This is a genomic window from Marinimicrobium sp. LS-A18, from assembly GCF_000463525.1.
Lineage (GTDB): Bacteria > Pseudomonadota > Gammaproteobacteria > Pseudomonadales > Cellvibrionaceae > Marinimicrobium > Marinimicrobium koreense.
This window is the reverse complement of sequence record NZ_AWEP01000006.1, coordinates 1,046,782-1,068,961: the sequence shown is the minus strand read 5'-3', so window position 1 is coordinate 1,068,961 and position 22,180 is coordinate 1,046,782. Positions and strand designations below refer to the sequence as shown.

Annotated in this window: 18 protein-coding genes and 1 tRNA gene; 12 read left to right on the top strand and 7 right to left on the bottom strand. The window is 62.1% G+C overall.

From position 1 onward, the window contains the following. Window positions 1-2: 2 nt before the first annotated feature. The 6 genes from N645_RS0115620 (at window position 3) to nagA (ending at window position 5,981) form a co-directional block, all read left to right on the top strand. Complete coding sequence (locus N645_RS0115620; protein WP_024462449.1) at window positions 3-380, top strand: DUF3019 domain-containing protein; 378 nt, start codon at window positions 3-5, stop codon at window positions 378-380. Between the two features lie 31 nt (window positions 381-411). After that, complete coding sequence (locus tag N645_RS0115615; RefSeq protein WP_024462448.1) at window positions 412-1,110, top strand: winged helix-turn-helix domain-containing protein; 699 nt, start codon at window positions 412-414, stop codon at window positions 1,108-1,110. A gap of 27 nt (window positions 1,111-1,137) precedes the next feature. Then, window positions 1,138-2,427, top strand: a complete 1,290-nt coding sequence (locus N645_RS0115610; RefSeq protein ID WP_024462447.1) for an ATP-binding protein — start codon at window positions 1,138-1,140, stop codon at window positions 2,425-2,427. A 108-nt stretch (window positions 2,428-2,535) separates the two neighbouring features. After that, window positions 2,536-3,576 carry a LacI family DNA-binding transcriptional regulator gene (locus N645_RS0115605; RefSeq protein ID WP_024462446.1) on the top strand — a complete coding sequence of 347 codons (1,041 nt, stop codon included), beginning with the start codon at window positions 2,536-2,538 and terminating at the stop codon, window positions 3,574-3,576. A gap of 161 nt (window positions 3,577-3,737) precedes the next feature. Continuing rightward, complete coding sequence (locus N645_RS0115600; protein WP_024462445.1) at window positions 3,738-4,784, top strand: SIS domain-containing protein; 1,047 nt, start codon at window positions 3,738-3,740, stop codon at window positions 4,782-4,784. Window positions 4,785-4,838: 54 nt separating this feature from the next. After that, window positions 4,839-5,981, top strand: coding sequence for an N-acetylglucosamine-6-phosphate deacetylase (gene nagA / locus N645_RS0115595; RefSeq protein WP_024462444.1), 1,143 nt, complete (start codon window positions 4,839-4,841; stop codon window positions 5,979-5,981). Here nagA and N645_RS0115590 read toward each other — a convergent pair whose 3' ends face one another. Both N645_RS0115590 and N645_RS0115585 read right to left on the bottom strand, forming a co-directional pair. Beyond that, window positions 5,982-7,475 (bottom strand): DUF5666 domain-containing protein, encoded by a 1,494-nt coding sequence (locus N645_RS0115590; RefSeq protein WP_024462443.1) that lies wholly within the window; start codon window positions 7,473-7,475, stop codon window positions 5,982-5,984. It abuts the gene before it with no gap. After that, complete coding sequence (locus N645_RS0115585; protein ID WP_024462442.1) at window positions 7,472-8,359, bottom strand: DUF6502 family protein; 888 nt, start codon at window positions 8,357-8,359, stop codon at window positions 7,472-7,474. Before N645_RS0115585 ends, N645_RS0115590 begins: the two co-directional genes overlap by 4 nt. Before the next feature lie 210 nt (window positions 8,360-8,569). Between N645_RS0115585 and N645_RS0115580 the strand changes: the two genes are divergently transcribed. Further along, a complete protein-coding gene (locus N645_RS0115580) occupies window positions 8,570-9,541 on the top strand; it encodes a DUF4382 domain-containing protein (protein WP_024462441.1) in 972 nt (323 codons plus the stop codon). 78 nt (window positions 9,542-9,619) lie between these two features. Here the strand turns inward: N645_RS0115580 and N645_RS0115575 are convergent, their stop codons facing one another. The 4 genes from N645_RS0115575 to N645_RS0115560 form a co-directional block, all read right to left on the bottom strand. Further along, a complete protein-coding gene (locus N645_RS0115575) occupies window positions 9,620-10,711 on the bottom strand; it encodes an acyltransferase family protein (protein WP_024462440.1) in 1,092 nt (363 codons plus the stop codon). Between the two features lie 72 nt (window positions 10,712-10,783). Next, entirely contained in the window at window positions 10,784-12,124 is a 1,341-nt protein-coding gene (locus tag N645_RS0115570; protein ID WP_369755732.1) for a sugar MFS transporter, read from the bottom strand. 38 nt (window positions 12,125-12,162) lie between these two features. Then, window positions 12,163-13,062, bottom strand: a complete 900-nt coding sequence (gene nagK / locus N645_RS0115565; protein WP_024462438.1) for an N-acetylglucosamine kinase — start codon at window positions 13,060-13,062, stop codon at window positions 12,163-12,165. Between the two features lie 227 nt (window positions 13,063-13,289). Beyond that, the gene (locus N645_RS0115560; protein ID WP_036162003.1) at window positions 13,290-14,168 is read right to left on the bottom strand and encodes a DUF3014 domain-containing protein; all 879 of its coding nucleotides are present in this window, start codon (window positions 14,166-14,168) and stop codon (window positions 13,290-13,292) included. Window positions 14,169-14,362: 194 nt separating this feature from the next. On the opposite strand from N645_RS0115560, the gene N645_RS0115555 reads away from it, so the two are divergent. Beyond that, window positions 14,363-14,439: transfer RNA gene (locus N645_RS0115555), tRNA-Ile, on the top strand. A 631-nt stretch (window positions 14,440-15,070) separates the two neighbouring features. Here N645_RS0115555 and N645_RS0115550 read toward each other — a convergent pair. Further along, window positions 15,071-15,346, bottom strand: coding sequence for a hypothetical protein (locus N645_RS0115550; protein WP_024462436.1), 276 nt, complete (start codon window positions 15,344-15,346; stop codon window positions 15,071-15,073). Between the two features lie 383 nt (window positions 15,347-15,729). Here N645_RS0115550 and N645_RS0115545 point away from each other — a divergent pair, with 383 nt between their 5' ends. The 4 genes from N645_RS0115545 (at window position 15,730) to N645_RS0115530 (ending at window position 22,124) form a co-directional block, all read left to right on the top strand. Next, complete coding sequence (locus tag N645_RS0115545) at window positions 15,730-16,344, top strand: TetR/AcrR family transcriptional regulator (protein ID WP_024462435.1); 615 nt, start codon at window positions 15,730-15,732, stop codon at window positions 16,342-16,344. 70 nt (window positions 16,345-16,414) lie between these two features. After that, on the top strand, window positions 16,415-17,575 hold the full coding sequence (locus N645_RS0115540) for an efflux RND transporter periplasmic adaptor subunit (protein ID WP_202960808.1): 1,161 nt from the start codon (window positions 16,415-16,417) through the stop codon (window positions 17,573-17,575). Window positions 17,576-17,578: 3 nt separating this feature from the next. After that, a complete protein-coding gene (locus N645_RS0115535) occupies window positions 17,579-20,716 on the top strand; it encodes an efflux RND transporter permease subunit (protein ID WP_024462433.1) in 3,138 nt (1,045 codons plus the stop codon). After that, the gene (locus N645_RS0115530) at window positions 20,709-22,124 is read left to right on the top strand and encodes an efflux transporter outer membrane subunit (RefSeq protein ID WP_024462432.1); all 1,416 of its coding nucleotides are present in this window, start codon (window positions 20,709-20,711) and stop codon (window positions 22,122-22,124) included. Before N645_RS0115535 ends, N645_RS0115530 begins: the two co-directional genes overlap by 8 nt. The last annotated feature ends 56 nt before the right edge of the window (window positions 22,125-22,180 follow it).

The following is a 22,180-nucleotide window of genomic DNA, read 5'->3' as shown; positions in this document are numbered from 1 at the left end:
CCATGCGCCAATCCCTGTGGATCCTGGCGGGTTGGTGTGTGGCCGGCGCCAGCGCGGCGGACAGCGCGCTGGAACTGAAACCGAGCATCTGCGCTCTGGCGGAAAATCAGGTGCTGTGCGAGCAACGAGTCGACATTCGCTGGCACAGTGACTATCCCGACGCCCTGTGTCTGTTCGTCGATCAGAGCGAGCAGCCCCTGGCCTGCTGGCAGGAAAAAGACCAGGGCGAATACCACTACGAGGCACGCACCGAACAGAGCCTGACCTTCCAGCTACGCGCCGAGCGGGACAACCAGTTGCTCGCCAGCCGACTGTTCGAAGTGATCCGCGAGTACACCGAGTTCCGCTCTCGCCGACGCAAGCCCTGGAATTTTTTCTGACGCTTTCCAATAACAGATGAACCGGACACCCATGCAACAGATTCTATTGGCCGAAGACGATCACCGCCTTGCCGCCCTGGTGCGGGACTACCTGACCGACAACGGCTTTGAGGTGGCGGTGGAAGATCGCGGAGACCGGGTCCCGGAGCGGGTCCGTCAACTGCAACCGGACCTGCTGATTCTGGACATCATGCTGCCCGGCAAAGACGGCCTGACCCTGTGTCGGGAACTGCGCCCGGCGTTCACCGGCCCGATCATGATGCTCACCGCGCGCAACGAAGATGCCGACCAGATTCTCGGTCTGGAATTCGGCGCCGATGACTATGTGATCAAACCTGCCGAGCCGCGGATTCTTCTCGCCCGGATCCGGGCGCTGCTACGGCGCATCGAACCCGGCATTCCGAGCACCCCACAGACCCTGAGCTTTGGCACCCTGGAAGTGCACAGTGGCTCCCGCAGTGTCGAGCTCGAAGGCGCCCCCATCAAGCTCTCCAGTCACGAATTCGACCTGCTGTGGCTGCTCGCCCAGCGCGCCGGGGACGTGGTGGGTCGGGACTTTCTGTTCCGGGAGCTTTATGGACGGCCCTATGATGGCATGGACCGGACCATTGATGTGCGCGTCTCCCAGTTGCGCAAAAAGCTCGGGGACAACCCGGACAACCCGGCCCGCATCAAAACCATCTGGGGCCGGGGCTATCTGTTTATCGCCGACGCCTGGGAAGCGGAGTGAACGGCCTGAACCGGCGGCGGACATGACATGAAAAGAGCCTTTCTGTCGCTTTACCTGCTCATCGTGCTGGCAACCCTGGGGTTGGGGTGGGCCCTGGATCAACTCTGGAGCGCCTACCAGGCCGAACACCCGACCCAGGCGCCGGGCGCGGTTCTCGCCGAGGTGCTGCAACACAGCAGCACAGGCCGACCGCTCGACCAGACCCGCAGCCTCGTGCACCGGCTGGCACAGGAGGGACAGACCGATGTCCGCCTGGTGCCGCTGTCCGATATTTCCGGGGAGGCGATCAAGCAGCGCCTTCAAGCCGGAGAGTCGCTATCGTTCGAGGACGCCAATGGCAACCTCTACCACTACCGCAAGCTCGCCGAACACCCCCAGGTCATCATCATCGGGGAAGTCACCCCCGATGCTTCCCGACGCTTCGAAGCCCTGCTGGCGCTGCTCTTCTACGGCGCCCTGGCGGCCGTGGTGTTCTTCTGGCTCTGGCCCCTGACCCGGGACCTGAACCGTCTGGAACAACAGGCCGAGGCCCTCGGGCGCAACCCTGAAACCGCCGTGATGGAGCTGCAGGGGCATTCCGCCGCGCAACGCCTGGCCCAGGCGTTCAACCAGATGGCCCGACGCATTCGCGACCTGCTGCGCTCCCAGCGGGAAATGACTCACGCGGTCTCCCACGAGCTGCGCACGCCCCTGGCGCGCATGAAGTTCGCCCTGGAGATGGCCGATACCAACAGCGACCCCCAGACGCTGCGCAACCGCCTGCAGAGCCTGAAAGCGGATGTGACGGAGATGGACCAGTTGGTCAATCAACTGCTGCACTACGCCCGATTCGAGCAACAGCCCAGCCTGCACCTTACTCCGGGCGACATGCCCGGCCTGCTGCAGGACCTGTGGCAGCGCCTCAGTGGGCACCTGGAGCATCCGCCACGCCTCTACCTGCACACGGCACCCCATCCCCCCGCCGTGACCTGCGACTGGCCGCTGATGGAGCGCGCCCTGCACAACCTGCTACAGAACGCCCTGCGCTACGCCCGCGAGCGGGTCGACATCACCCTGACCACGGCCGCCGATGGCACCGAAGTTCAGGTGGAGGACGACGGCCCGGGCATTCCCGAGGAGGAGCGGGAGCGGATCTTCGAGTCCTTTGTCCGCCTGCGCGATGCCCCGGAGCTGCACAGTGCCGGGTTCGGACTCGGGCTCGCCATTGTGCACCGGGTGATGCAGTGGCACCACGGCACCGTACGGGTGGATACCGCCACCACCGGCGGTGCCCGCTTCACGCTTCACTGGCCTACGGCCCCTCAAGGCGGAGCGTAACAACGCCATGGGCGGGCCGGGATCAAGCCATTGTCGGATATGATATAGTGCCCGGCTTTGGCCGCCCACGGCGGCCGTCTCCACCCAGCCAAGCGGATTTCTGTGGTAATGAAGCCAACCATCAAAGACGTTGCCAAGCGCGCCGGCGTATCCTTTAAAACCGTCTCCCGGGTTATCAACCGGGAAAGCACGGTCGGCCAGGAGCTTCAGGACAAGGTATGGAAGGCCATCAAGGAGCTGAACTACCAGCCCAACCTGTCGGCGCGGGTACTGCGCGGCGCCGCCTCCTCCATCGGCTTCATCTACGACAACCCCAACAGCAACTATGTGATCGAAATGCAGCGCGGTATTCTCGATGAGTGCCGCCGCCAGGATTACGAGTTGGTGATCCACCCCTGCGACGCCAAGTCGCCGGAGCTGCTGGAGGAAATTTTTGGCATGGTGGATCGCAGCCGCGTCGGTGGGCTGGTGCTCACTCCCCCCATGTCCGAGATGCCCGAGGTTCTGGAAGCTCTGACCGAGCGCAACATCCGCTTTGTGCGGATACTGTCGGGAAGCCAGCCGCCAGACACCCTTTCACCCTGCGTGTTTGTGGATGACCGCACGGCGGCCTACAACATCACCCAGTACCTGATCGACCTGGGGCACAGACACATTGCGTTTCTGGGCGGGGAAGAGGCGCACAAATCCAGTGTCGAACGTCTCGCGGGCTACCAGCAGGCCCTGAAGGAAAACCAGATTGACGCCGATCCCCGGCTGATCATCGAGGGTGAATACGCCTTCGAATCCGGGGTCAAGCGGACCCGGCAACTGCTGGCCCTGACCCCGAGGCCCACCGCGGTATTTGCCTGTAACGATGAAATTGCCGCGGGCACCCTGTTCGCGGCCCGTCTGGCGGGCGTGGATGTACCCAGGGACCTGTCCATCGTGGGCTTTGAAGACAGCCCCTTCTCGCGCCAGGCCTGGCCTAACCTCACCACGGCCCGTCAGCCCAATGCGGATATCGCCCGCACGGCCGCGGAGCTGTTGGTCCATCAGATCCGCCACCGCAAGGGCGACAAACCCACCGACAGCGAAGGGTTTTACCCCCAGTTGGTGGTGCGTGACTCCACCTGTCCGCCCCCGTCTCGCACCCCGGCGTCCCCCTGACGCCGGCCACCCCAGGCAAACCGCTTTACTTTCCTCCTCGAGGCGTGCAGAATAGCCCAAAAGACAACGTTGTCTAACGGCACCATCTACTACGCATCATTCATCCCGTGATGGCTTACCGGATTACCGGGACCCATGCCGGGATCAAGACAGGAGTTTCCATGAACACCGCCTCATTACCCGCTCCGGACCAGACTCTGATGCACCGCGAGGCCGGCGAAGCCGCGGCCGTGGTCAGTCACCAGCTCAGCGACAACACCTCTCGGGTCAAGGCCGCCGCCGAGCGTCTGCGCGCCTACCGCCCCCGCGCCGTGGTCACCTGCGCCCGGGGCAGCTCGGACCATGCGGCCACCTTTGCCAAATACCTGATCGAAACCCAGCTCGGCCTGATCACCTGCTCCGCCGCACCCTCGGTCGGATCGGTATATCAGCGCCCGCAGCAACTGGACGGCGTGCTGTACATCGCCATTTCCCAGTCCGGGAAAAGCCCGGACCTGCTCGCCAATGTCGAGCGCGCCAAGGCCGCCGGAGCGCTGACTCTGGCGTTGGTCAACGTCGCCGACTCCCCCCTGGCGCAGATGGCCGACCTGGTACTGCCTCTGCAGGCCGGTCAGGAGCTGAGTGTCGCTGCCACCAAATCCTATATCGCCAGCCTCTCGGCCCTCCTTCACCTGGTCACCGAGTGGGCGGACAGCGAGGCACTGCGCACGGAGCTGCGCCAACTGCCCGAGGCGCTTGCTCGGGCCTGGTCGTTCGACTGGTCCGATGCCGTGAAGGCGCTGACCCCCGTGCACAACCTGTTTGTGATCGGGCGGGGGCTCGGCTTTGGCATTGCCCAGGAAGCCGCCCTGAAGCTCAAGGAAACCTGTGGCCTGCACGCCGAGGCCTTCAGCGCCGCCGAAGTCCGGCACGGCCCCATGGCCATTGTGGGCGAAAACTTTCCGGTGCTGGTCTTCGCCCAGCAGGACGAGACCCGCGAGAGCACCGAATCACTGGTTCAGGAGTTTCGCCAGCGCGGCGCCCGGGTTCTGGTGGCCGGCGAGGCGGACCTTGCCGACACACTGCCGGTGGTCCCCGAGGCTCACCCGGTGATTGCCCCCATCCTGGCGATCCAGAGTTTCTACCGCATGGCCAATGCACTGGCCATCGCGCGCGGGTATCATCCCGATGAACCGCCGCACCTGAACAAAGTAACCGAAACCGTCTAACGCAGCGCAGGGTGTGACACCAAGCGCACAAGGTAAGCCCAGGAGAGACCCGACATGAAGCAGGCATTGATCCGCGCTCCGATATTTACCGGTGATGAGTGGCTGGAGCACCGGGCCCTGCTGCTCGACGGCGGCCTCATCAAGGGGCTGGTCGCCGAGGATCAGGTTCCGACCGACTACCGGGTGGAAGACCTGCACGGAACCCGACTGATTCCCGGCCTGATTGATACCCAGGTCAACGGTGGCGGCGGAGCCCTGTTCAACGATGCCCCCACCATCGACACCCTGCGCACCATTGGCGCCGCCCACCGGCGGTTCGGCACCACCGGCTTTCTGCCGACCCTGATCAGTGATGATCTGAACATCGTGGCCCGGGCCATTGCGGCGGTCCATCAGGCCATTGCCGAAGGTGTGCCCGGGGTACTGGGTATTCACCTGGAGGGCCCCTTTCTGAATCCGGCCCGCAAGGGGGTTCACGACGAGAGCAAGTTCCGCCGCCTGACCCCCGAAGCCGTGGACCTGCTGAGCTCACTGGATAACGGGTTTACCCTGGTCACCCTGGCCCCGGAGCGCACCACACCGGAGTTGATTCGCGACTTGAGTCAGCGGGGAGTCATGGTGGCGGCCGGGCATACCGCCGCCGACTACGAGCAGACTCGCACCGCCCTGGCCGCCGGGGTACGCAGCTTCACGCACCTGTTCAACGCCATGACCCCGATGACCAGCCGGGAACCCGGCGTGGTGGGCGCCGCGCTGGAGGATCCCGACAGTTGGTGTGGCCTGATCGTCGATGGCTATCACGTGCACGCCGCCACGCTCAAAGTGGCGCTTGCCGCCAAGCGTCGGGGCAAAATGGTGCTGGTCACCGATGCCATGCCGACGGTCGGCGCTCAGCACAAGCAGTTCACCCTCAAGGGCGAGACCATTCACGCCGACAACGGCCGCTGCGCCACCGCCGATGGCACCCTGGCAGGCTCGGATCTGGATATGCTCAGCGCAGTGCGCAATACCGTGGCGCAGCTGGAACAGCCGCTGGAGGAAGCCCTGCGGATGGCGAGTCTCTACCCGGCGCAGATGCTCGGACTGGATCGGGAGTTGGGACGGCTGGCACCGGGGTGCCGGGCCAGCCTGCTGGCCGTCGACGACCAGCTGCGAGTCAAACAGAGTTGGATTGACGGGGCGGCTCAGCAGTTCTGATCAGAACCGGAACTGCAGCAGCTCCGCGTCGGCCTGCCCCAAAGTCGACTGTGTCGCAGTCGACGGCCCCGTCGCCGCAGCGCACTGACCGGGCAGCGGCGGAGGACAGCCCCGCACATCCTCCGGCACATCGCGGCGACTCAACGACCTCGCGGTCACATGGGAGCCCGACGCATTCCCGGTCACCGACACCGAATCGCCCAGCGCCAGCTCATCGAACAGCGCCTCACCGTCGGCCCCGGCAACGGCCACGGTCACCCCGAGCACGGTCAGCCACCGGTTATCCCGATCGATCGCGGTTACGGGGCCAGACAGGGCGACGGTATCAACATAGCCCGGTTGCCGCTGGACTCGCGTGACCACCCGGGACTCGCCCTCATAGTAGGCGTAGAGCTCCAACCACTCTCCGACCCGCAGGCTGTTCAGGTTGACGCCCTCACGGGGGTTGCCGCGACCGGCCGGATTTTCAAACGCGGTCAGGTCCGTCAGCTGATACTGACCGCCGAGTAACACGACCGCTCCGCGGTCCGGATCGATCGCATCCACCCTGGCGCGGATCCGGTTGATTCCAGGGCGCAACACTTGTAACCGCTCGGCGACCAGGCTGTCATTGCGCAGGGTGCCGCTCACCATCACCCGAACGCCGTCTCCGAGCTCGACTTGGTCCGACAGCCCTCGGGCCTCGCTGGCATCCACCGGGATACCGTTCACCTCGAAGGCCTCCCGTGAGACGAACCGCTCAATGACCCCTTCCTGGAACCGCTGTCCTCCCTCCTGAGGTCTGGCCGGCTCGATCAACTCAATGCGATCCGGATACCAGAGTTCGCCGCGCCGCTCGCCGCCGCGCACGACTACCGTGTCCCCCTCAGCCAGATCGCCACTGACCTGAGCCTGCGAGACGTCCACCGACTGCTCACCCAGCTGGAAGCGCTGCTGATCCGCTCGCCAGGAGTCGACCCGGCCCTGAGCGGTCAACGGGCCCCGATCGGCACTGGCGACTTTGGTCGCCCGCCACTGCCCCTCGGCGGCCACCAGACCACTCACCTCGAGGTAGGCCCCAGGCTCCAGCGCGTCAAAGGCAATGCCATCGAAGCGCACATCGTCATATACCACCACAGTCTGCCCGAGAATCTGAATTTCACGCCGGACATCGCTGCTTGATACCAGAGCGTCCACCGGACCGCGCAGGGTGCGGTTATAGCGGACCGCTGCGGCAACCGCATCCTGCCCCTGCAACTGGTCAAGCTCGACATCCACCACCATGCCCAGGGTGATGTCATCGACCCCGGCCGGCTGACCGTCCACGGAGATGTCGGCGGTATCGATCTCGATATGCAGACCGTTGACGTAGACGCTGCCGTAGGCAGTCACACTGCCGCTGACGGTGGCCGGACTGCCGGTGCCCTCAATCCCCGCCACGGACGAACTGTCGCTCAGGCACCCCGCCATCATCAGGGCTCCCAGTGTTGCACTGACCACACCAAGCCGCTTCATGCATCATCCTCGCTGGGCGTCGCATTTTCCTCGCCGGAGATGACCCCGGTACCCGGAAATGAACGCTCGTCATTTCGTTGCTCAAAATAGTAAAGGCCTATGCCGGCCCGTACCTGGCCGGAGCCCGCAAGCTCCGGGGACTGGTCTCGATCACACTCAGCCAGCCAATCATTCACCTGGAGCAGAAAGGCCTGCCCCTCCCGGGCACTGCGCTCGCGAATGCGCTCAAGCAGTTCCTCCGGGATGTTGACGTAGGAGACCGTGCGCTGGATAAACGGCCCCGGTGCCTGTTTCGCAATATTGTGATCCATGGTGCCCATCAAATCTGCCGCCGCGGTCCCAAAAATCCGGATATTTTCCTGCATGTCTTCCAGGGGGATATAGCCTCGCGCCAACAGCGACACGCCCTCGCCGGTCCGCCGCACCGCCTCGATGCGCTCGAGCTCGTCCAGCAGGGCCCGCACGGGGACATCGCGACTGTATTCACGCACCAGCGCCGTAAAGCTCGGCCCACTGTCTTCGTGCTCGACCGGAAGCATCGCCGGCTCGCCGGCCGGGGTGTGGAAGCGTACGTCATTCAGCCAGCCGGTGATAACCCGGGCAGCGGGCGTCGGTTGTTCGGCGGGGGCATCGGACAGGGGATGGGAGCGTTCCTGGAGCTTGGCGATGTCCTTACGATTGATGCCCGTCAATACCGCCATGCGTGACAGGCTCTGTTTGCGCCCCGGGATCGCGAAGTCCTCCCGGGCGGTATCGACATACACATGGCGGGCGATATCCGCGAACAGGCGATAAGACACCCCATGGCGCAACAGCAACCGCACCATCGGACGCAGCATTCGATAAAGCGCCCGAATCAGGGCTTTTTGGGTTCTATCGCTCATGTTGGGATTATAGCGTCAAAAAACATTCAAAAAATGTGATAAGAATCACATTGAATAATCCACTTTTGGGACTATAGTGTCAAAAAACGGCATCAGAGACGATCCGGGTGAGACGCAGAGCAACAGAGCGTTTCCTTTTTGGGGCCTGTCTGGCACTCCCCGGATCAGCCTTGACGCTTTGATTCCATCAACCCTGACGAGGTGATATCGATGACACAGTTCAAAAAACGTCCACTGCAATTGGCGCTCGCCGCATCCCTGGCCACCCTGGTGGCTTGCGGTGGCAGCTCCAACGACAACAGTGCCGGCAGCAACGAAGGCCGCCTGAGCCTGAACGTGACCGACGCCCCCATCGACAGCGCCGCCCAGGTGGTGGTGGAATTTTCCGGCGTCTCCCTGAAACCTGCCGACGGCGAAGCGCTGGAATTCACCTTCGATGAACCCAAGAGCATCGATCTGCTGTCTCTTCAGGGCTCTGCTTCCGAGTCACTACTGACTGATGAAACCGTGCCCGCTGGCGACTACGAGTGGATCCGCCTGGCGGTGAATGCCGAGCACGATGGCGTGCTGGACTCTTACATTGAGCTGGATGATGGCACCATGCCGGAGCTGCGGGTTCCCAGTGGCAGCCAGACCGGCCTGAAACTGGTCAGCGGTTTCACTGTGGTTGCCGGCGGTACCGCCAACTTCACCATTGACTTTGACCTGCGCAAATCGGTAGTCATGCCGGGCGGCCAGGCGGGCGCCTTCCTCAAGCCGGCGCTGCGCCTGATTGACAACGCCGCCGTGGGCACCATTGCCGGACAGGTCGACGCCGAGGTACTGGTCGATCAGTGCGCCGATCCCGCCAACCAGACCGGCTCGGTCTACGTGTACTCCGGTGCCGATGTCACCCCCACCGATGTATCCGGTGCCGAAACCGACCCGCTGACGACCGCTCTGGTGTCTGATGTGGACGGTGAATACCGCTATGAAGTCGGCTTTGTGTCCGAAGGTGATTACACCCTGGCCTACACCTGCGGTGCCGTTGATGACGATCCGGAATCCGTCGATGAACTGGTGTTCTTCGGTACCGCCAACGCCACCGTTGAAGCCGATACCACCACCGAGGTGAACTTCACCATCGACCAGGCAGAAGACGAAACCACCGAAGAGCAGACTGAAGAACAGACTGACGCCTGACGTTTTTTTGGCCTGACGCGCCGCTTGCGCCGCGAACCACACTCTGGGGGTTCGCGGCTTTTTTTTTGCGTGCCCGTTTTAAATGGAAATGACGATGCGCTTGCGCTCAAGCCACCAGGCGACCAGCCAGTGCACGGCGACAAACAGGAGGGCAAACAACAGCGACGCATTGGTGGGGCTGAACCATTGCGCCAGGGAAGCATACAACCACTGATAAGCCGACCCCTCCCCCACCGGAATCAGGTACAGGGTTTTTGCCAGGACGATCGACAACACATAGATAAACAGCGGGTTCTTACCCAGCATGGCGAACCCCCGATATACGGGCTTTACCGCTGGCCATGACTCCAGCAACACCAGGGCAACCAACACCAGCAGCGCGGCGCCCCCGGTCAGCAACACGAATGAGCTGGTCCACAGATATTTGTTGATCGGAAACCACGGATGCCAGACCAGGCCCAGCAACACCAGAACCACTCCGCCCAGAGCGAGTAACCCAAGACTGCGCCAGCGCGAGGCACCCAGCACCAGAATGCGCGTCGCCTCAAAGCCAAGCAGCGCCGTAACCACCGAGGGCAGCGTCGACAACAGGCCTTCCGGATCAAACGCCAGCCCCTTGCCCTGCCAGATATGCTCCGCGCTGAATACCCACAGATCAAACTGACGCACCACCGAGCCCTGCAGGCTGTAGGGATCATCCCCCAACTGCAATAACGCCCAATAACCGAGCAAGAGGACCGCCATGATCACGGCCCGCCACAACCCCGGCACAAACAGGGCAATCGGTGCGGCCAACAGGTACGCGAGCGCGATTCGTTGCAGCACGCCCGGAATGCGCAGCGTCGCCACACCTTCCGTAAACGGAAACGCGTTGAGCAACACACCGATCAGAAAAATCAGGGCACTGCGGCGCACAATATTCAGCAACCGCGCCGACACCGGCTGCGCGGTACGCGAACGGCTCGAGAAAAACAGGGCCGAACCGACGATAAAAAGAAAGAAGGGAAAGATGTAATCCGTGGGCGTGGCACCGTGCCAGTCGGCATGCAGTAACGGTGCGTACACCGCATTCCAGGAGCCGGGCGTGTTGACCAGAATCATCAGTGCGAGAGTCAGCCCGCGCATGACATCCAGGGCAAGGAAACGTCGATGGGCAGAAGTTTCAGACATAGAGACACCTCAAAAAAGTGACCGGTCGCGACAGTGCGAACCGGCCAAGCAGAGGAGAGGAGGAAGCGCCGCTCAGGATTTCCAGCGGCGCAGCTTGTGCCCTTTCAGGGCATAAAACAGAATGTAGGCGTAGCAGGGGAGCATGACCCAGTAGGCCGCCTGATTGCTGGTGCTTTCCGCAAAATGGCCGTACAGAAGCGGGATCACCGCACCGCCGGCAATCCCCATGATCAACAGCGCCGAGCCGACACTGGTGTACTTACCCAGATCCGCCAGCGACAGGGGCCAGATCGCCGGCCAGCACAAGGCATTGGCCAGCCCCAGCAGCGCCAGGAACATGACCGTGTTGGGTACCGTGGGAATCCCAAGCCAACCGAACAACACCGAGGCAATCCAATCGCTATCGCCAGAACCGGTCAACACTCCCACGGTAAACAGCACCCCGAAAATGGCGGACCCGGCCAGCGCCCTGGCCTGACTCAGAAAACGGGGAATGCACAGCACGCCGACCACATACCCGATGACCATAAACGTCATGGTATAGGCCGTCAGTGAACCGAAGTGGGCCACATCCATTCGCCGCCCATAGAGCCCGATCGTATCGCCGGCGATCACTTCCACCCCGACGTACATGAACAGCGCGATCGCACCCAGAATCGCCTGGGGATGATTGAGGATGCCCAACTTATCGCCGGCCTCATCGTCACTTTCGGCGTCGACGTTCAACTCCGGCAGGGATGAGAACTGCACAAACAGCATCAAGGCCAGCAGCGCTCCGGCCATATACAGATAGGGCACCACGAGGCGATTCGAGAGCTCCGCCAAGCGTTCCGCACGCGCCTCGGCACTCAACGCCAACAGCACATCCTCGTCGAACTGGTCCATGCCGGTCAGTACCCAGAGCGTAAACACCACCGGAGCCACCACACCGGCAGCCTTGTTCAACAGCCCCATGATGCTCATCCGCATGGCGGCACTCTCGCGCGGCCCAATACACACAATGTAGGGATTGGCGGCCGTCTGCAGCAAGGTCAACCCGGTGCCCAGAATAAACAGCGCCAACAAAAACACGGCATAGTGACTGGACTGGGCGGCGGGAATGAACACCAGCGAGCCCACCGCCATCACCGCCAACCCGATGACCATCCCGGTCTTGTACCCGGTGCGGCGCAATACCAACGCGGCGGGCAGCGCCATGACGGTATAGGCGATATAAAACGCAAAGGTGACAAACAGCGCCTGAAACTCATTGAGCTCACAGACGATTTTCAGAAAGGGAATCAGTGCGCCGTTCAGCCAGGTGACAAAGCCAAACACGAAAAACAGCACCCCGATAATGGTCATCGGAATGAGGGCACTGGAAGTGGCCGGAGCCCGGGCAGTGGTGTCAGTGGTCATAGCAGCCTCGCGAATCGACGTTCAGAATTGTTATCGTATTGTGTTGATGGCGTTCAGGCGGTGTCGGCCAGGGTGTTCTGCTGGCGCGCGAACAACAGCGCTCCCGCTTCCGGTGGCCCGAGGGGGCGGGATAATTGCTCGGCCACATCCCGATCCAGCCAGGTCTCCAGACGCTCGGCCATCCCCCCGATCAGTGACAGCCGCGGCGGCTGATACGCCAGCAGCTTGCGCGCCATGGCGCTGATGTAGTGCGCGCCGCTGCGAAGAATATCCAGCGCCACCGGATCGTCGGCCTCGGCGGCATCAAACACCAGCGGCGCCAGGCGGGCGTAGTCACTGGATGGTTTGCCGGACATCCGCTCGACAATCGCCAGGCCCCGCGCCTGCAGCAGCTCCGCCACACTCTCGATCAACTGGGTTTTTGGCCCGAGATCATCGGACGCCAGCAGGACCGCCTTGATCGCTTCCAGCCCCATCCAGGCGCCACTTCCCTGATCGCCATAGGGAAAGCCGTGCCCACCCAACAGGTGATCCACGCCGGCGGTGCGGACATAACCGCAAGAACCGGTCCCGGTGACGATGACCGCCCCCTCGTCTTGCTGATGAGCACCGAGCAGGGCAATACGCAAATCCGTGGTCAGATGAAGCGCCGCAAAGGGGTGGGGCCAATCACTGATGACCCGATATAGACTGGGCAGATTCACCCCCGCCAGCCCCGCGCCCGCCACCAGACGGCCGAGGGTTTCAGTCGGCAGGCCAGCATCGCTCAGCGCGCGGCGCGCCGCACTCTCGATGGATTGCAACGTCTGCTCAACGCCGTGCAGGGGGTTGGCCGGCCCCGCCAGAGCACTGCCAAGGACCCGCCCACTGGCGTCCGCTATGCTGGCTTTGCACTTGCTGCCGCCACCATCAATTCCCAGAAAGTAGTGCTCATTGGTTGGGGCACTGACCATAAAACAACCTCTTATTCTGTATCACAACCCACCGCTGAAAAAAGCGGGGGCGGGCTTCGCCGCCGACCCCGCAAGAGGTGAGAGAGAGTTCCAGCGAACAATACTGGAAGACTCACTGTAATTGCTCGGGACAACGTTGTCAAACAAATTTTTTGCCTTCCCTGACCACAAAAAAACCGGGCCGATGCGACATCGGCCCGGTCCGCTCTTCCAACATGCCCAGCCGGTCACTCAGACTCCGGCAGCGCCTCCAGTTCATCGCGCAGGGCCCGCAGAGCCTGTTTGACGGCCCGGTGATGCTCCGGCCCCATGCGAATCATCAACTTCTGCAAGTCCGTCAGCGCTTCCAGCTCGGGGTCCCGGTACTCGTAGAAGACTTTGGGCCGGTGCAGACGAATGTCGCCGGGGGGCTCCGGCGCCTCCAACAGCTCATCGATGGTGTTGAGCACGACCTCGTGGAAGGTTCCATTATTGACGCCATGCTCATCAAACGCCTCCTCCAGCAAGGGGCGGTAGCGCTGATACCAGCCTGCCACCTGCTCTGGGTCGCTCTCGGTCAAGAGCGCAACGTAGGCATCATAGCGCTGAAAGTTCTCTTCCAGCAGTCGATATTCCTGCTCGGCGTCGGTACGGGCTTCACCGACCTTCGCCACGGCCAGGGGCGGCGGTGGCGATACCACCGGGCGATATTCATGCACCACTTTGCCATCACGGGCGGCCGCCGCGGCACGTACCACCTTGCGGATCAACTCTTCGTTGACCAGCAGACGCTCGACGTCGTCATTGCCGGTGGCTTCTTCCAGCTCATTGAGCGCTGGCTCATCGCTCTGATCCAGCTCCGGCAGCGGTTCCGGCTCGGGCTCAGGTTCCGGCTCGGGTTCAGGCGCCGACTCAGGTTCCGGTTCGGGCGCTGGCTCAGGCTCCGGCTCGGGCTGCTGAACCGGAGGGGCCGGCTCCGGTGTCGGTTCCGGCTCATCTTCCCGACCAAACAAGTACAGGCTCAGAGCCACAATCACCACCACGACAATAACGACCAGGGCGATAGTCGCGGTGGGCTTTCGATTACCCGGCTGTGCTTCCGGTGTTGAATGCTCATCGTTCGCCATATTCCCACCTTTCTGGTTAATGCCCGCAGGCTGCACCTGCGCGGTCCGTTCTTGGACTGGAGGATACCGCCGCCAGTTCATTCGTCTTCTTTATTTGTAGCACAGTATCCGTCCCGGCTCTACAAGCAGATCAAACGACCCGCTTTGGGCTGGTCACACTCGCCCCTTGTCTTTATAATGCCCGCCTCCCTTTCGGGCCCATAGCTCAGTTGGTTAGAGCAGTCGACTCATAATCGATTGGTCGCAGGTTCAAGTCCTGCTGGGCCCACCACTCCCTTACGGGAGTGCTGATCCTTGTTCTTGACACCATAACTTGGCCACTTTGGCCAAACTATGGTGTACTAGTACAGCTATTTTGGCCACCCCGAAAAACACACTACACTACGACCCGAAGCCAGTGCTGGCGCGGGCTACAGCCTTTATTCCTCCGCCGGAGCCCCCATAGGGCCACCGCAACCAACCGATCGCGTTGGGTTAAGCCTCTCCCTCACAAGCGCCAGCAGGCGCCCCCGATTAACCTCTAACCGACATTAAGTTGGCGTATAAATGAGTTGCGCACTCGAGACAGTCTCGGTCTGTGCCGCTGGCGCCCCTCCAATTCTCGCTGCACATCACGGAAGAAAAGCTCCCTGACAGCGCTGGTTGAGAGGTTACGTTTGTGGACGTTGAAGCCGCCTCATTCGCTACCAACCGCCAAGTATCCCCTGTGGGAGCCTCCCGAGAGCTAGGTTGGCTGCTCTCTATCTCCTGCCTGAGCTTCGCCCTCACACCCTCAACCGCGGAAAGAATAGACGGGTGTTGACATGGGCAGGAAGCAGCTACCGCCAATCACTCACAAGGTCTAGGGATCGACCGCTGGTGAGGCGGACTAGGCCGAGTTAACGGAGCCCGGTGTTGGGTAATTACTGATATAACACTAACAACACTCCAAACAGTAAGACTGCGTTGAAAAAAAGTGCAACGAATCTGTATAACTTTTCATCTGGGTGGGCGACGACACCTGTAATATACATATCTTTCCCTTGGAAAAATTTACAAATCTCAGCTACCGACAAAGGAATCCCTACCAGCGCAACCGCTCTGAAGATCCAGTCTTCATCACTCGTAATGACTCCAATTAAAGCTACCACAAGGCTGACAAGAACAATCCAAAACGAATATGATTTGTGAAACTCCATGAAAAACCTCAGCCAATACTGTGGACTCAAGATTAAACACAGTCTTACCCGTAATACACACCAGTGCAATTATCTTGAGCAGTTACTTCAGCGCACTTAGTCGCTCCTCATTCGCTTCTGTTTTGTTTAGGAGCCAATAAGACCTCAAACCGCGCACTCAAGCGCCTTGAATGGTCGACACAGCCATTTGTCCGATAGAAGCCACCTCGCCGGATCCGCCGGAAACACCAAATCTGCGCCCGAACGCCCGGCTACACCCTGCTGGGCCCACCACTCTCTCCCTCCCTGACTTAACGTTTATTGACACTCCTTTGATTGATCTGGATTCGTGCTGGCTCGTATCATTAACGGACTGACCAGTCCGTCCCATTTGTGAGTGCCCTATGACCGACCCGGAAAAGCCCAAGCGCGTGCACAAATCCGCCGAGCAGCGGCGCGAAGAAATTCTGACCGTGGCCACCCGTATTTTTGCCGAGCGGGGCTACCAGGTGGCGGATATGCAGGCCGTGGCGGATGCCGCCGGGGTCGGGAAAGGTACGGTCTACCGTTACTTCCCCACCAAGGAGGCGCTGTTTACCGAGGCCCTGCGCTTTAATCTGGAGACCCTCAAGGCCTCCATTGAGCACGCTCGCGAGCAGCCCGAGGATCCGCTGGAGCAGCTGCGCGAAGGCATGCGCGCCTACCTGCTGTACTTCGAGAAGAACCCGGACCTGATTGAGCTGTTTATCCAGGAACGGGCGGAATTTCGCACCGAATGCCAGAACTCCCTGTACTTCTCCTACATGCTCGCCGGGCGTGAGGACTGGGTCGCCATGTTCGAGCGCATCGCCGAGCGCCACCCGGTGCGCGATATCGACGCCCAGGAGTGGATGGAGGTGTGCGGGGACATGATGCACGGAGCGGTGGTGCTCAGCCACACCCCCCTGCCCCGCCGACCGCTCAGTGAGCGCTTTGACCGGATTTTCGATATTTACCTGCACGGCATTCTCAAGCACTGATCGCCGCTATTGGTGCCCCCCCATTTTACTTTTTTGTGTTTAACGCTGTTATCAAACGGAGCTTATTACCATGATGTACCCCACTTCCCGTCCGTCCGCCGGATTACTGCGCCGGGGCCTGGCCCTTTCCGCGCTTGCCCTGCTGGTCAGTGCCTGTAGCTCCGAGCAGGGCGGTCAGCAGGAGCGGCCACCGTCACCGGTGACCACCACCGAAGTGCAGGCGCAAGCCGCGCAACATCAGGTGGAGTACCCGGGCCGGGTACACGGCGCCACCGAAGTGAGCGTGCGCGCCCGGGTGTCCGGCATTCTGGAGTCGCGCAATTACGATGAAGGCACGGCGGTGGAAGCCGGGCAGACGCTGTTTCAGATCGAGCCCGACACCTATCAGGACGCGGTAAAAGCCGCCGAAGCCGAGCTGGCCAGTGCCGAGGCTCAGCAACTGCGTGCCGAGCGCGAATGGGAGCGGGTGAAAGGTCTGTTCGAGCGCAATGCGGTCAGTGAGCGCGAGCGCGATCAGGCCCGCGCCGACAGCCGCGCCGCCAATGCTCGACTGGAGGCGGCCGAGTCCGCCCTGAGCAATGCCCGTCGCCAGTTGCGCTACTCGCGGGTGGAAGCGCCGGTGTCCGGCCTGACCAGTATGGAAGCGCTCACCGAGGGCAACCTGGTAGAGGCCGGCACCGTTCTGACCCATATCGTTCAGCACGACCCGGTGCACATTTATTTCGCCCTGCCCGAGGAAGACGCCACCGCCCAGCGCGTCGCCCGTGAAGCGCTCCGGGACGACGACTCCGAGCGAGAGGCCCGCCTGGTGCTGCCCGACGGCAGTGAGTATGCCCGCGCCGGTCAAGTGGATTTCGCCGATCGTCGTATCGACCCGATGACCGGTAGCGTGCAGATGCGCGCGGTTTTCCCCAACCCGGACAGCGAGCTGATTCCCGGCCAGTTTGTGCGCATTCGCCTGGCTCTGGCGGACTACGACAACGCCATCCTGGTGGACCCCACCGCCGTGGGCCAGGGCCCGGAAGGCCCTCAAGTGTTCACCATCGGTGAAGACAACACCGCCGCCGCCCAGGCCGTAAAGCTGGGCCCGGTAATCGATGGGCGCCAACTCATCCTTGAGGGACTCGAAGCCGGCAGCCAACTGGTGATCAATGGTCAGGTAGCACTGAGTGACGGCGCCGCCGTGCAAGTCACCAACGCCGACCAAAACGCCAGCGACCAGGAGGGTTAATTGATGTTGCGCTTCTTTATTGACCGGCCGATTTTTGCGTCGGTCATTTCGATCATCATTATCATCGCGGGGATTGTGTCTCTGCGAGTGCTCCCGGTTGAGCAGTATCCGAACGTGGTTCCGCCCCAGGTCGTGGTGAGCGCCACCTACCCCGGCGCCAGCGCCGAGGTCTTGGCCGAATCGGTCGCGGCCCCGCTGGAGCAGGAAATCAACGGTGTGGACGACATGATTTACATGGAGTCCACCAGCACCGATGCCGGCACCCTGCAGGTGTCCATTTCCTTTGCCATGGGCACGGATCCGGACCAGGCGGCGATCAACGTCAACAACCGGGTACAAGCCGCCACGCCGCGCCTGCCCCAGATCGTGCGAGACCTGGGTGTGCGGGTGGAATCGCGCTCGACCAACATCCTGATGGTGGCGGTGCTGCACTCCCCGGACGGCAGCCAGAGCACGCTGGACATCAGTAACTATGCGCTGCTGAACGTTCTGGACGAACTGGTTCGCCTCGAGGGGGTGGGCGACGCTTCGCTGTTTGGTGCCCAGGACTATTCCATGCGCATCTGGCTGGACCCGGCCAAACTGGCGGAATACGACCTGACCACCGCCGAGGTCGCCAACGCCATTCGGGATCAGAACGCGCAGTATGCGGCGGGACGGATCGGGGCGGAACCCTCCCCGGAGGATCAGGCCTTTACCTTCAGTGTTTCAACCCGTGGCCAGTTAGTGGAACCGGAGGAGTTTGAACAGATTGCACTGCGCACCGACAGCCAGGGCGCCAGCCTGCGCCTGAAAGATGTGGCGCGCGTGGAACTCGGCTCTGAGCGGTACGACTTTTCCGCCACTTACAACGGTGAGGCGGCGGTGCCCATGGGCATTTACCTGCAACCGGGCGCCAACTCTCTGGAAACCGCCGCGCGGGTGCACACCGCCCTGGAAAACATTGCTGACAACTTCCCCGCCGGCATGGCTTACAAAGTGCCCTACGACACCACGGAGTTTGTCCAGGTATCGGTCGACGAGGTGATCCTGACGCTGCTGATCGCGGTGGTGCTGGTGGTCCTGGTGACCTTCCTGTTCCTGCAGCACATTCGCGCCACCCTGATTCCCGTGGCGGCCATTCCGGTCTCACTGATCGGCACCTTCGCCGGCATGCAGGCGATGGGTTTCTCGGTAAATATGTTGACCCTGTTCGGGTTGGTGCTGGCCATCGGGATCGTGGTGGACAACGCCATTATCGTGATGGAAAACGTCGAGCGCTTGATTGTCGAGCAGGGCATGAAAGCCCGCGATGCCTCCATCGAAACCATGAAGCAGGTTTCCGGAGCGGTGATCTCGTCCACGCTGGTACTGGTGGCGGTGTTCGCACCGGTGGCCTTCCTGGGCGGCCTCAGTGGTGAACTGTATCGACAGTTTGCGGTGACCATTGCGGTCTCGGTGGTGGTATCCGGTGTCGTGGCGCTGACCTTGACGCCAGCCATGTGCGCCCTGCTGCTGGATAAAGAGCCCCACGATGTCAGCAAACCCTTCCAGATTTTCAACAGCGCTTTTGAGCGCCTGACCAACGGTTTCGTCAACCTGGTGGGCAAGCTGGTGAAGCATTGGATTGTTGGGCTGGGCCTCCTGGCCGTGTTCTGTGCTCTGACGGTGTTCTCCATCAGCCGCCTGCCTTCGGGCCTGGTGCCCCAGGAAGACCAGGGCGTGGCACTCGCTGTGGCTCACCTGCCGCCGGCTTCCGCACTCGGACGCACCGAAGAGGTTCGGGACCGTTTGGCCAAACAACTGATTGCACTGGACGAAGTGAACGAGTTCACCTCCTTCGCCGGCTTCGACATTGTCGCGGGCTCCCTGCGCAGCAATGCCATGGCGGGCTTTATCAACCTGGCTCCCTGGGATGAGCGGGAAGGGGAAGGCCAGGCCGCTTCCGACATCGCCGGCAAGGTGATCGGCATGGGCATGGGTATTCAGGAAGCGAATGTGATCGCCTTTACCCCGCCGCCGATTCAGGGGCTATCGCTGACCGGCGGTGTCGAAGGCTATCTGCAGGTGCGGGACAGTTCCGATCCGAAACGCATCAACGAACTGGCCCAACAAGTCATCGCTGCCGCCAATGCGCGTCCGGAGCTGACCAACGCCCGCAGCACGCTCGATACCAGCATTCCGCGCTTCCACGCCGAAGTGGATCGGGAGAAAGCCCGGGCCATGGGCGTGCCGGTAAACGAAGTGTTCAGCACCCTGCAGGCGACCATGGGCTCCTCCTACATTAACGACTTCTCTTATCAGGGGCGTCTGTGGCGGGTGAATATGCAGGCCGAGGGCGAGTACCGCAACCAGGCCGACGACCTGCGTCATATTTACGTGCGCTCTAACAGTGGCGAGCGGATTCCGCTGAGCTCACTGGTCACACTGGAGCGCACCGCCGGGGCGGACATCATCAACCGATTCAACATCTATCCGGCGGCCAAACTGATGGCCGACCCGGCGCCGGGCTTTACCACCGGCCAGGCCAAGACCGCTCTGGAAGCGGTGGTGAACGACATCGGTCAGACCGCCAACATTCAGATCGGCTGGACCGGCGAGGCCTACCAGTTGGATGCCGCCGCCGGTTCCGGTACCGCCGCCTTCGGTATGGCGCTGTTGATGGTGTTTCTGATTCTCGCCGCACAGTACGAGCGTCTGACGCTGCCGATTGCCGTGGCCACCGCCATTCCCTTTGGGGTTCTTGGGGCGGCACTGTCATCGCTGCTGCGCGGCTACCCGAATGACATTTACTTCCAGGTGGGCCTGCTGGTGCTGATCGGTCTGGCGGCGAAGAACGCCATTCTGATTGTCGAGTTCGCCGCGCAGAACCGCCGTGAAGGCATGAGCTCCACCGAAGCGGCCATGACCGCCGCCCGGCAGCGTTTCCGCGCCATCATCATGACCGCCGCGACCTTTATCATCGGTTCGCTGCCCCTGGTCTTCGCCACCGGTGCCGGTGCCGCGAGTCGCCAGGAGATCGGTACCGTCGTGGTCGGCGGGATGGTGCTGGCCAGTTCGCTGGCGCTGCTGTTCGTACCGCTGACGTACAAAGTATTGGAAGATCTGGTGACCTGGAATGAAAACCGCAAACAACGTAACGGAGGTGAGCACAATGCTTAAATTCACCTCATTGGCCGCCGCCATCGCTCTGCTCAGCGGCTGCGCCCTGGGCCCGGATTATCAGGCCCAGACACCGGACCTGCCCGATCAGTGGCCCGAGCACGAGTTGCTCGGGCAAGACACCGGCGACTGGCAACAGTGGTGGACCCGCTTCGACGACGCCACGCTGAATGCGCTGGTCGAGCGCGCTTTGGACGATAACCTGGAGCTGCAAGTGCAACTCCAAAGGATCGAACAGGCCCGCGCGGAACTTGGCTTCAGCAAAGCCAATCGCTGGCCGTCACTCAACGCCCAGGCCGACGCCACTCGGGAGCAGGGCTCGACCGCCGTCATGCCGCCCGAATTGGGCGGCGGCCAGATCCGCAACCAGTTCTCGGTAAACGGTGTGCTCAGTTATGAGCTGGACCTCTGGGGCCGTCTGGCGCGCGAGCGCGAAGCGGCCAGCGCACTGCTGGCGCAATCGGTGTTTGGCACCGAAGCGGTACGCCTGAACCTGATCACCGACGTGGTCACCACCTACTTCAACCTGCGCGCCGCCGAGCAGCAACTGGCGATCACCCGGGAAACACTGGGAACGCGCGAGGAAACACTCGTTTTGGAAGAAGTGCGCTATGAAAGTGGCGCGAGCAACCCACTGAGCATTCGCCAGGCGCGCGCCTCGCTGGAAAGTACCCGCGCCCGCCTGCCACAGCAGGAGCAACGCGTACACGAGTTGCGCAGCGCCCTGGCCATGTTGGTGGGGTACACCCCCAGGGAGTTGTTGAGTGAACTGGATTTCGGCGACGCCAAGTTGACCGAGATCGAGTTGCCCGACAGCGTACCGGCGGTATTGCCCTCAGAGTTGCTGCAACGTCGCCCGGATATTCGCGCGGCGGAAGAGGCCCTGGTGGCGGCCAATGCCCGCGTGGGTGTGGCCAAAGCCCAACGTTTTCCCAGTCTCAACCTCCAGGCGTTGGGCGGCAGCGTAGCGCTCGACAGCGACAACCTGTTCACCGCGCCCGCGGAAATGTGGAGTGTGGGCGCCAACCTCGCCGGCCCGCTGTTTGATTTTGGTCGCACCCGTTCTCGGATCGAAAGCGCCGAGGCGCAACTTGCCCAGGCCGAAGCGCAATACCAGTTGGCAATTACCAATGGCTTTCGTGACGCCCGGGATGCATTAGTCCTTTATCAAACCTCCGACCGTCGTGTCGAGGCGGTGCGTCGCCAGGCCGAAGCGATCGAGGAAACGCTTGAGCTGGCGGAGTTGCAATACGACGCCGGGAGTATCGGCTTTTATGAGTTACTGGACGCACAGCGCGGTTTGCTCGACGCGGAGTTGGCGCTGAGTCAGGCAATGAGTGACCGGCTGGCGGCGACGGCGACGTTGTTTAAAGCGATGGGGGGCGGTTGGAGTATGTCGCAAGGTTAACGCTGGGTAACGGCGGATGCGTGCTTCGCACTTATCCGCCCTACGGGTGGCACGGC